Annotated in this window: 9 protein-coding genes; 2 read left to right on the plus strand and 7 right to left on the minus strand. The window is 74.3% G+C overall.

Annotated elements, in window-relative coordinates; genetic code table 11:
- Positions 1-81 precede the first annotated feature (81 nt).
- Positions 82-1,080 carry a prolipoprotein diacylglyceryl transferase gene (gene lgt, locus ACWCQM_RS19385; protein ID WP_450916399.1) on the plus strand — a complete coding sequence of 333 codons (999 nt, stop codon included), beginning with the start codon at positions 82-84 and terminating at the stop codon, positions 1,078-1,080.
- Between the two features lie 254 nt (positions 1,081-1,334).
- Here the strand turns inward: lgt and ACWCQM_RS19390 are convergent, their stop codons facing one another.
- The 7 genes from ACWCQM_RS19390 to ACWCQM_RS19420 form a co-directional block, all read right to left on the minus strand.
- Positions 1,335-2,150 (minus strand): HpcH/HpaI aldolase/citrate lyase family protein, encoded by an 816-nt coding sequence (locus tag ACWCQM_RS19390; protein ID WP_450916400.1) that lies wholly within the window; start codon positions 2,148-2,150, stop codon positions 1,335-1,337.
- A complete protein-coding gene (locus ACWCQM_RS19395) occupies positions 2,147-3,349 on the minus strand; it encodes a CaiB/BaiF CoA transferase family protein (protein ID WP_450916401.1) in 1,203 nt (400 codons plus the stop codon). The genes ACWCQM_RS19390 and ACWCQM_RS19395 overlap by 4 nt, the downstream gene beginning before the upstream one ends.
- A complete protein-coding gene (gene rbsK, locus ACWCQM_RS19400) occupies positions 3,346-4,230 on the minus strand; it encodes a ribokinase (RefSeq protein ID WP_450916402.1) in 885 nt (294 codons plus the stop codon). Before rbsK ends, ACWCQM_RS19395 begins: the two co-directional genes overlap by 4 nt.
- A complete protein-coding gene (locus tag ACWCQM_RS19405) occupies positions 4,227-5,594 on the minus strand; it encodes an ADP-ribosylglycohydrolase family protein (protein WP_450916403.1) in 1,368 nt (455 codons plus the stop codon). The genes rbsK and ACWCQM_RS19405 overlap by 4 nt, the downstream gene beginning before the upstream one ends.
- The gene (locus ACWCQM_RS19410; protein ID WP_450916404.1) at positions 5,591-6,787 is read right to left on the minus strand and encodes an ADP-ribosylglycohydrolase family protein; all 1,197 of its coding nucleotides are present in this window, start codon (positions 6,785-6,787) and stop codon (positions 5,591-5,593) included. Before ACWCQM_RS19410 ends, ACWCQM_RS19405 begins: the two co-directional genes overlap by 4 nt.
- Entirely contained in the window at positions 6,723-7,964 is a 1,242-nt protein-coding gene (locus tag ACWCQM_RS19415) for an ADP-ribosylglycohydrolase family protein (protein WP_450916480.1), read from the minus strand. Before ACWCQM_RS19415 ends, ACWCQM_RS19410 begins: the two co-directional genes overlap by 65 nt.
- 161 nt (positions 7,965-8,125) lie before the next feature.
- Positions 8,126-9,421 (minus strand): ADP-ribosylglycohydrolase family protein, encoded by a 1,296-nt coding sequence (locus tag ACWCQM_RS19420; protein WP_450916405.1) that lies wholly within the window; start codon positions 9,419-9,421, stop codon positions 8,126-8,128.
- A gap of 223 nt (positions 9,422-9,644) precedes the next feature.
- Between ACWCQM_RS19420 and ACWCQM_RS19425 the strand changes: the two genes are divergently transcribed.
- The gene (locus tag ACWCQM_RS19425; protein WP_450916406.1) at positions 9,645-10,376 is read left to right on the plus strand and encodes a VIT1/CCC1 transporter family protein; all 732 of its coding nucleotides are present in this window, start codon (positions 9,645-9,647) and stop codon (positions 10,374-10,376) included.
- Positions 10,377-10,646: the final 270 nt, after the last annotated feature.

Below are 10,646 nucleotides of genomic sequence, written 5' to 3' on the forward strand. Positions count from 1 at the left end.
CTCCGGCGGGGTCCTCGTTATCCAGAAGTTGCCGGACGGCTTGCCGTACGTCCCGTCCGGCAGGGTAGCGTCGACCTCGTCATGAACCTTGCCTTCATTCCCAGCCCGTCGACCGGGGTGATCGAGCTCGGCCCGATCCCGCTCCGCGGCTACGCGTTCTGCATCATCATCGGTGTCTTCGTCGCCGTCTGGTTCGGCAACAAGCGCTGGATCGCCCGGGGAGGAAAAGCCGGCACCGTCGCCGACATCGCCGTCTGGGCCGTGCCCTTCGGCCTGGTCGGCGGCAGGCTCTACCACGTCATCACCGACTACCAGCTGTACTTCAGCGACGGTGAGGACTGGGTCGACGCCTTCAAGATCTGGGAGGGCGGCCTCGGCATCTGGGGCGCCATCGCGCTCGGCGCGGTCGGTGCCTGGATCGGCTGCCGCCGCCGGGGCATCCCGCTTCCCGCCTGGGCGGACGCCCTGGCCCCCGGTATCGCCTTCGCCCAGGCGATCGGCCGCTGGGGCAACTGGTTCAACCAGGAGCTGTACGGCAAGCCGACGGACCTGCCCTGGGCGGTGAAGATCAGCGAGGGGGCGAACCGGGTCGAGGGCACCTACCACCCGACGTTCCTGTACGAGTCCCTGTGGTGCGTCGGTGTCGCGCTGCTGGTCATCTGGGCCGACCGCCGCTTCAAGCTGGGACACGGCCGGGCGTTCGCCCTGTACGTCGCGGCGTACTGCGCGGGGCGCGGCTGGATCGAGTACATGCGCGTCGACGAGGCGCACCACGTGCTGGGCCTCCGGCTCAACGTCTGGACCGCGATCATCGTCTTCGTGCTCGCGGTGACCTACATCGTGATCTCGGCGAAGCTGCGCCCGGGCCGCGAGGAGATCGTCGAGCCCACCACGGCCGAGCTGGCCGGGGACGAGGAGAAGGACGCCCCCTCCGAGGACGGCTCCTCCGAGGACGGCTCCTCCGGGTCCGAGGGGACCACCGCTTCGGGGGAGACCTCCGGGGACGCGGCCGACGCCCCGGACGCGGAGTCGAAGGAGGCGGAGGCCGACGGCGCTCCGCAGAAGGCCGACAGGAGCTGACGCTCCGAGACCAGCGAAGGGGCCGCCGGACCACGGGTCCGGCGGCCCCTTCGCATGTGCCGGGCCCCTGGCGCTCGGGCCTCTCGGAGCCGGGCGCCCTGCCACCGGGGCCGCTCACGCCGGGCCCCTCCGGAGCCGGCCCCGGTGCAGAGCCCTCTCAGCACCGGCCCTCAGCACCTGCTCCTCAGCGCCCGGTCGTCAGCGCCTGCTCCTCAGCACCTGCCCCTCAGCGCCCGGCCTTCAGCACCAGCCCTTCAGCGTCTCGCCAGTGACAGGGTGCGTTCCGCCGTCGCCACCACCGCCGCGTCCACGAACCTCCCGTCCGGCAGTGCCTGCGCCCCCGCCTCGCTCCGGGACGCCTCCAGGATCTGCTGGGCCGCCTCGACCTCCCGTGACGTCGGGCGGAACGCCCGCTCGATGACCGGCAGCTGCCGGGGATGGATGGCCGCCCGGCCCAGCAGGCCCAGATCCCGGCCGTGCGCACAGGACGAGCGGAGCCCCGACAGATCCCGGACGTCCGGGTACACCGACATCACGGGCGGGGCGAGCCCGGCGGCCCGGGCCGCGACGACCACACGGCTGCGCGGCCAGTCCAGCCCGGCGTCGTCCCGTACCCCCAGATCCGCCCGGAGGTCCGCCTCGCCCAGCGCGATCCCCCGTACGGCGTGATGGGCCCCGGCGATCGAGTACGCGTGCTCGATCGCCAGCGCCGACTCCAGCAGCGGATACAGGGGCACACCCGGCGCCAGCGCGGCGACATGGTGCACGGACGCCGCATGGGTGATCTTGGGGAGCCGCATCCCGGACAGCCCCGGCAACCCCGTCAGGGCCTTCACGTCGTCCTCGCCGTGGACCCGCACATGTACCGGCACCGACAGGGGGTCCGCCGTGACCGTGTCCGCGAGGAGCTCGGCCGTCGCCGAGCGGGCGTACTCCTTGCGGTCGGGGGCGACCGCGTCCTCCAGATCCACGATCACCACGTCCGCGCCCGAGCCGAGCGCCTTGCGGACCACCTCGGGGCGGTCGCCGGGGACGTACAGCCAGGTCAGTGCCACCTCCGGGCTGTTCACAGCGCTCCTTCGTCCCGCAGCGCCGCGATCCTCGGACCGGAGAGGCCGAGCTCCGCCAGGATCTCGTCCGTGTCCGCGCCGTGTGGCCGTCCCGCCCAGCGGATCGACCCCGGGGTCTCCGAGAGCCGGAACAGGACGTTCTGCATCCGCAGCGGCCCCAGCTCCGGATCGTCGACCTCGGCGATCGTGCCCAGCGCCCGGTACTGCGGATCCTCCATGACGTCCCGTACGTCATGGATGGGCGCGATCGCCGCCTCGGCCTTCTCGAACGCGTCCACCGCCTCCTCCCTGGTGCGCCGGGAGATCCAGTGGCCCACGGCCTCGTCCAGCTCGTCGGCGTGCTCGGCGCGGGTGCTCCCGGCGGAGAACCACGGCTCCTCGATCAGCTCCGGGCGCCCCACCAGCCGCATCACACGCTCCGCGACCGACTGCGCGGACGTCGAGACGGCCACCCAGTGCCCGTCGGCGGTGCGGTAGGTGTTGCGCGGAGCGTTGTTCCTGGAGCGGTTCCCGGTGCGCGGCTGGACGTAGCCGAGCTGGTCGTACCAGAGCGGCTGCGGCCCCAGTACGGTCAGGATCGGCTCGATGATCGCCATGTCCACCACCTGTCCGCCACCGGTGCGGTCGCGTCCCGCCAGCGCCGTCATCACCGCGAACGCCGTGGCGAGCGCCGCGATCGAGTCGGCCAGCCCGAACGGGGGCAGGGTCGGCGGCCCGTCCGGCTCCCCGGTGACGGCGGCGAAGCCGCTCATCGCCTCGGCGAGCGTGCCGAAGCCCGGCCGGTGCGCGTACGGGCCCGACTGGCCGAAGCCGGTGACCCGGGCCAGCACCAGCCGGGGGTTGACCGCCCGAAGCTCCTCCCAGCCCAGGCCCCAGCGCTCCAGGGTGCCGGGCCGGAAGTTCTCGACGATCACATCGGTGTCGGCGGCCAGCCGCAGCAGCACGTCCCGGCCGCCCGGGCTGGACAGGTCGAGGGTCAGGGTGCGCTTGTTGCGGCCGAGCAGCTTCCACCACAGGCCGATCCCGTCCTTCGACGGGCCGTGGCCGCGCGAGGGGTCGGGCTTGCGCGGATGCTCGACCTTGATGACCTCGGCTCCGAAGTCCCCGAGCATGGTGGCCGCGAGCGGCCCGGCGAACAGCGTGGCGAGGTCCAGGACCCGCAGGCCGGCGAGCGGCGGTGTCGTAGCGGCAGCAGTCATGCGGCATCGATCTCGCTTCGGTAGGGCATGGACGTCGAGGCACCGTGTCTCTGGACGCAGATCGCCGCCGCCGAGGACGCCCAGGCGACCGCCTCGGGGACCGAGCGGCCCTCGCCGAGCGCCACGGCGAGCGTGCCGACGAAGGTGTCCCCGGCTCCGGTCGTGTCGACGGCGGTGACCTCGGGGGCGGGGAAGAGCACCGGTTCGCCGCCGCGGGCCGCATACAGGCAGCCCTTGCGGCCGAGGGTGATCACGACCTCCGGGACCAGCCGCAGCAGGAGCTGGGCCGCCGCGTGGGGGTCCCGGTGCCCGGTGAGCTCGGCGGCCTCGTGCTCGTTGGGGATCAGCAGGTCGACCGCGTCCACCAGGTCCTCGGGCAGGGGCTGCACGGGGGAGGGGGTGAGGATCGTCCGCACACCCCGCTCCTTCGCCGTCCTGGCTCCCTCCGTCACGACCGTCATGGGGAGTTCCAGCTGGAGGAGCAGCAGGCCGGCCGCGGCGATCGCGGCCCTGCCGCCGGGGCCGAGCGTGGTCACGGAGGCGTTCGCCCCGGGGATCACGACGATGGAGTTGGCCCCGTCGTCGTCGACGACGATGTGCGCGGTGCCGCTCGGGCCCGCCACGGTGTGCAGCAACTCCGTGTTTACGCCCGCGTGGTCCAGTTCCGTCCTGAGCCGCGAGCCGTACTCGTCCGTTCCCACCGCGCCGATCATCACCACCTCGCCCCCCGCGCGGGCCGCGGCGACGGCCTGATTGGCGCCCTTGCCGCCGGGCACGGTCCGCAGCTCCCGTCCGGTGACGGTCTCCCCGCGCCCGGGTGCCCGGGCGACGTAGGCGACCAGGTCCATGTTGGTGCTGCCGAGCACCGCGATCGCTGTCATGGGCGGCGTACCTCCTGATGGGTCAGTTCCGCGAGGGTGTCGAAGCCGATGGAGTCGAAGCCGGGTACGGAGGTGGCGAGACGGTTCTTGAGCGGCGTTGTCCAGTGGTCGGGCAGCGCGGACGCCCGCCCGGCGAGCAGGCCCGCGAGGGAACCGGCCGTCGCCCCGTTGGAGTCGGTGTCCCAGCCGCCGGACACCGCGAGGCAGATGGAGCGGCCGAAGTCCCCGTCCGCGTGGGTGAGGGCGGCGGCGAGCAGTGCGGCGTTGGGCAGGACGTGCACCCAGTGGTGGGTCGCGCCGTAGGTGGCGTGCAGCCGGTCCACGACGGCGTCGAAGTCCCGTTCTGCGCGGGCCGTCGCGATGCCGAGGCGCACCGCGCGCGCGTACCGGGACCGGGGCGGCACCACGCGCAGCCCGGCCGCCAGGCACCCGTGCACATCGGTCTCGCCGCCCGCGGCCTCGGCGAGGGCGGCGGCGGTGAACATCGCCCCGTACACGCCGTTCCCCGTGTGGGTGAGAACGGCGTCCCGGTGGGCCGCTTCGGCGGCGGCCCCCGGGTCGCCTGGGTTGGTCCAGCCGTGCACATCGGCCCGGATCTGGGCGCCGATCCACTCCCGGAACGGGTTGCGGTGCCGGGCCGTGTCCGGCGGCTCGATGCCGTCGAGCAGATTGCGGTACGTGACGCGCTCCGCGGTGAAGACCCGGCCGGCCGGGAGCTCGTCGAGCCAGAGCCGGGCGAGGTCGCAGGTGCTGAAGCCGTGCCCGTGCCGCTGGAGCAACAGCACGGTGAGCAGCGGGTAGTTGAGGTCGTCGTCCTCCGGCATGCCGTCGATGTTCTCGGCGAGGGAGGTGGGCGCGGAGCGGCGGTTCCAGGGGTACTCCGCGGCAAGGGCGGCGGGCAGTCCCCGGGCGGTGAACCAGGTGCCGAGCGGCCAGTTCCCGGTGGCGCGGGCCAGGGCGCGGATACCCTCCAGCGGCAGCTTCTCGACGGGCTTGCCGAGCAGGCAGCCCGCCGCCCGGCCCAGCCACGCCGCGTGCAGCCGCTCGGTCCCGATGTCCGCCGGGCGGGTGCGGGAGGCCGGCCAGCGCGGGCAGGCGGCCCGGATCGCGGCCAGCCCGGTCGGCTCGTCCCGGGCCAGCGGGCTCTCCAGCAGGGCGAGTTCGTCGAGCAGCAGCTCCGCGAGCGGGCGCAGGCCGGGCGGCGCGGCGGGCTCCGAGGCGCCGGCGCGCTCCGGGGCGGGCGCGCCGCCCGCCGCGTACCAGCGCCGCTCGATCTCCCCGGCGTCCCGGCCGTCCTGCGCGGCCTGGCGCAGCTCGTGGCCCACCAGGTCCTCGGGCTGGACCCATGTCAGGCGTACGGTCACCGGCCGTCGCCCGTCAGCGCGGCGAACGACGCCTCGTGCGCCCTGCGCCGGGCGGTGTCCCGCGCGAAGACCTCCCGGGCGACCTCCGTGAGCGCCCGCGCCGGGGCGTGCAGATCGAGGCGGCTGGCGTCGGCGACCGTCTTCACCCACCCGGCGGGGATCGGCCGCTCACCGTGGAGCGCGCCCGCGATCGCGCCGCTCATCGTGGCGATCGAGTCGCAGTCCCGGCCGTAGTTGACCGAGCCGAGCACCGTGTGGCGGAAGTCCCCGCCGCCGACGAGGAGCATGCCGAGCGCGACCGGAAGCTCCTCGATGGAGTGGAGCCGCGAGGGCCGCCGGGCGCCGAGCGAGGGTTCACGGTAGTGCGGGCCGACCGTGTCGAAGGGGGCGACGGCCTCGCGCAGCGGGATCAGCGCCGACTCGAAGTCCGTGTAGCGGGAGGCCGTCTCGCAGACCGCCTCGATCGCCGCCCTGGTGCCGTCCTTGGCGAGCGCCAGGACCGCGTCGACGACGGAGGAGGGGGTGGCGCCGGGGACGCACGCGGCGGCGACGGCGGCGGCCAGGACCCCGGCCGCCTCCCGCCCGTACGAGGACTGATGCGCCCCCGCGACATCCAGCGCCTCCGCGTACGCCGCCTCCGGGTGGGCGGCGTTGACCAGGCCGACCGGGGCCATGTACATCGCGGCCCCGCAGTTGACGATGTTGCCCGTGCCGGCCTCGCGGGGGTCGGCGTGCCCGTAGTGCAGCCGGGTGACGATCCACTTCTCGGCCAGGAAGATCCGCTGCAGGGGCAGCGCCTCGGCCTCCAGCTCCGGAATCCAGCGGGGCCGGGACATCAGGTCCGGTACCAGGTACTCCGCCACCGCGTACGCGTCGAGATGGCCGCGCACGCTCTCGTACACCCGCACCAGCGCATGGGTCATCAAGGTGTCGTCGGTGACGTGCCCGTCACCCTTGTGGTACGGCGCGATGGGGCGCGCGGTGCGCCAGTCCTCGCCGTACCAGGGCCCGACGATGCCGGTTACCCGGCCGCCGTGGCGCTCGGCGATCTGCTCGGGTGTCCAGCCCTCGACGGGGCCGCCGAGCGCGTCGCCGACGGCCGCGCCGACGAGTGCTCCGGTGACGCGCTCATCCAGGGTGAGCGTCGTGGTGGTCGTGCCTGCCGCGAGCGGTGCGGATGTTTTGTGTGCCATGTCGGGATTGTCCACCCGGGGTGGCTGGTTCCGTGGCTGCGAGCAGCCCGGCGAGTTCGATGAGATCCGTGCCGGCGAGCCGGGGCAGCGCACACCCGGCGAGCGTGCGGCAGGCCTCCCGCCAGCCCGCCGGCACGGTGGCGGCACCGCCCAGCGCGCCGGTCAGTGCCCCGGCGAGCGCGGGCGCGGAATCCGCGACCCGGGAGAGACAGGCCGCGGCGGGGACCGCCTGCGCGATCTCGCCCCGGGCGGCGGTCGTCAGGGCGAGGGCGACCGGCACGGTCTCCGCGGCGGCGATCCCGTAGCTGTAGACGTGGTCCACGATCTGATGCTCCAGCACGGGCACGAGCGCGAAGGCACCTGCGGCCTCGTCCGCGAACTCCCGCGCCAGCCGCACGGCGTGGACGGCGTTGCGCGCGATCTCGGTGCCCTCGGGCAGCCGGTCGAGCGCCGCGTTCACCACGGTGTCGACGTCCGCGCCCGCCAGCGCCTCGGCGATCGCGGCGGCGACGGCACGCGCGCCGTGCACCCCGTCACCGTCCTGGGTGTACCGGGCGTCGAACTCGGCGAGCTCTGCCGCCGCCGCCGGGTCCCCCGGGTGGACGACCGCGAGCACGGCGGCCCGCACACAGGCGGCGTCGTCGAAGTAGTGCGGGTTGTCGTGGCCGGTGGCGGGCGGACGCAGTCCCGCGGCGAGGTTGCCGAGCCCGGCCCGTACGGAGATCCGGGCCCGCAGCGGCAGGACGGCCGACTCGACCTCGGGCGCGCGGGCGCTCGCGGCGGCCACCTTCGCGGCCAGGGCGTTCCACGACCGGTCGATCGCGTCCCGCATCCGGTGCCCGGGGGAGAGGCCGGGCGCGTGGTCCGCGGCGGCGGCCAGTACGGTCCTGGCGGCGAAGGCGGCCCACTCGGCGTCGTCGGACGGCCCGAGCCTGAGCGGCTCCGGCGGCTGGTTGAGGGCGATGGGCACGGGGAGCGTCGTCGTCGCGTTCTGCTCCGCGAAGGTGTCCAGCTCCCGGGTGAGCCGCCTGGTCCACTCGGGCATCCGCGCCGCCCGGTGCCGCGCGGCCGGCCAGCCGGCGGCGTCCCCGGCCGCCAGCCCCAGCAGCAGCCCTTCGATCCTGGCCTGCCTGCCGGGTTCACCGCTCGTGGCGGCGGGCGCGGCGGTGATGCGGATGGCGACGTGGGAGGCGGAGTCCGCCGCCGCGGACCTGCCCGGCACGGAGGAGTCCGCCGTTGTGAGCCTGCCCGGCACGGAGGAGTCCGCCGTTGTGGAAGCGTCCTGCGCGGGGGAGTCCGCCGAGGCCGTGGAAGCGCCCTGGGAGGCGCCCCGGGCGCTCACAGGACACCCCGCCCGGTGCGGACCGGTCCCTGCCACGCGGTGCCGGGGGGTGCGCCGTCGGGCCGTGCGTCACCGGCGGGCCCGTCGCCCCGCCCCGCGCTGCCGGAGCACGCTGCACCGGACGCCTCGTGCCGGGCGGCGAGCGGGGTGAGGGGCCCGGGGGCCGGATGCGCCCCCTGCGGGCCCTGGGCGGTCGCCCGGGCGATCCCGGGGGCCGGATGCGCCCCGGGCGGGTCCTCGGCGGTCGGCCGGGCGAAGGGTTCCGGGGCCGCGCGGGGGCCCGGTGGCTCCTCCGTGTCGTCCGGGGTCAGCAGCTCCGCGATGTCCAGGATGTGATACCCGCGCATCGACGGCAGACAGCTGCCCCGCACCGGGCCGATCGCCGACGCCCAGTCCCGGGGGATCGCCGACGCCCCGTGCAGGGCCCCCGCCAGCGCGCCCGCCACCGCCGCCGTGGTGTCGGCGTCCCGTCCCATGTTCACGGCCGTGAGCACCGCCGTACGGAAGTCGCCGCGCGCCGCCGTCAGCGCGCCGAAGGCCAGGCCCACCGCCTCCGGCGCGAGGTCCGTCCACGGGTAGCCGCCGATCACCACCGCCGAGCGCACCGCGCGTTCCGCCGTCAGACGGTCCGGATGGGTGCGCTGTGCCGCCGTGACCGCGCGGCGCAGCGAGCGGGCCGTCCAGGAGTCCATCGGTACGACCGAGAGCGCGGCGGCGATCACGGAGGCGAGTCCCGCCCCCACCATCGCGGCGGCCACCCCCGCCGCGACGGCCTGCCCGCCGTAGATACCCTCCCCGTCATGGCTGACCCGCCCGTCCACGGCCACCAGCCGGGCGGCTTCGGCGGGACGGCCCGCCGCGAAGACCCCGAACGGCGCCGCCCGCATCGCGAGCCCGTCGCTCCAGGCGTGCCGGTGCTGCGCCGAGATCGGGGCGGCGAGGCCGCGCCGCAGATTCTCCAGCGTGCCGCGCTCGCTGAACCCCGCCCCCCGGAAGGGCCCCTCGTCCAGATCGGCGATCCAGTGGTGCCACGCCCGCTCGACGTGCGACACGGTGAGCGCCGAACCGTGTCTGGCCAGCAGCAGCCCCGAGAAGATGGCGTACTCGGTGTCGTCCGTGCCCGCCGGGTCGTCGCTGACGAAGCCCTCGATACGGCCCCAGCGACGGCGGATCTCGGACGGGCGCATGTTCTCGGCCGGGGCGCCGAGCGCGTCCCCCACCGCCAGCCCCAGCAACGCCCCGCGGGCCCGGTCGGCCGTGCCCGCCGCCGCGCCGTCCGCCATGAGCTCCATCGTGTCGCCCTTTCGCTCCCACCCGGAATGACCGGATGTGCGAGGTTTCCCCGATCCTGGCGAAGAGAGGCGTGTATTTCGTACAAATCGGCCGCCCGGGTGACGCGTCCGAGGCGGGTAAGTTCGGCCTTCCTTGCTGGCGGGAGGCCTTTTTCGTGCGTATTTTCGATGACGCGGGACGGGGGTGAACGCAGGGCCCTCGTTCCCGGACGAGGGGAGAGCTGTGTCCATCATCGAGACCGACGCCGTACTGCACGAGGCCCACCGGGACAACCACACCCACCGCGACGTCAACGGCGGCTGGCTGCGGCCGGCGGTTTTCGGTGCCATGGACGGTCTCGTCTCCAACCTCGCCCTGATGACGGGCGTGGCCGGAGGGGCGGTCTCCCAGCAGACCATCGTCATCACGGGCCTGGCCGGACTGGCGGCCGGCGCGTTCTCCATGGCGGCCGGGGAGTACACCTCGGTCGCGTCGCAGCGCGAACTCGTCGAGGCCGAGCTGGACGTCGAGCGGCGTGAGCTGCGCAAACACCCCAAGGACGAGATGGCCGAGCTCGCCGCGCTGTACGAGTCGCGCGGTGTCGAGCCCCAGCTCGCCCAGGAGGTCGCCCGGCAGCTGTCCAGGGACCCCGAGCAGGCCCTGGAGATCCACGCCCGCGAGGAGCTCGGCATCGACCCGGGCGACCTGCCCTCACCGCTCGTCGCCGCCGTGTCCTCCTTCGGCGCCTTCGCGCTGGGCGCCCTCCTGCCCGTACTGCCCTATCTGCTGGGCGCCGACCAGTTGTGGCCCGCCGTCCTGCTCGCCCTCGCCGGCCTCTTCGGGTGCGGCGCGGTGGTGGCCCGGGTGACGGCGCGCACCTGGTGGTTCAGCGGCCTGCGCCAGCTGGTGCTCGGCGGTGCCGCAGCGGCGATCACGTACGGTCTGGGCGCGCTCTTCGGCGTGGCCGTCGGCTGACCCGTGTCCCCGGGACTTCCCGGGCATCCCTCGGTGTCGCACCGGTGTGACGTACGTCTTGGCGCACGTCACTGGGCGGATGGGGTATGCCCGCCTTAAAATGAGACACTATGCAGTGCTACACATAAGTAGCCGTTACTCGGCGGTTTCAATTCCATGACCACTGGGCAAGAGCCGTAGACATCGCGGGCAACGACGCCTGCTCTCTGCGGTCTCCCCGGACAGTGATCCACATGGACCCGTTCGATCATGACCCACCCCGCACCACGG

Source organism: Streptomyces sp. NPDC002125, assembly GCF_053593715.1.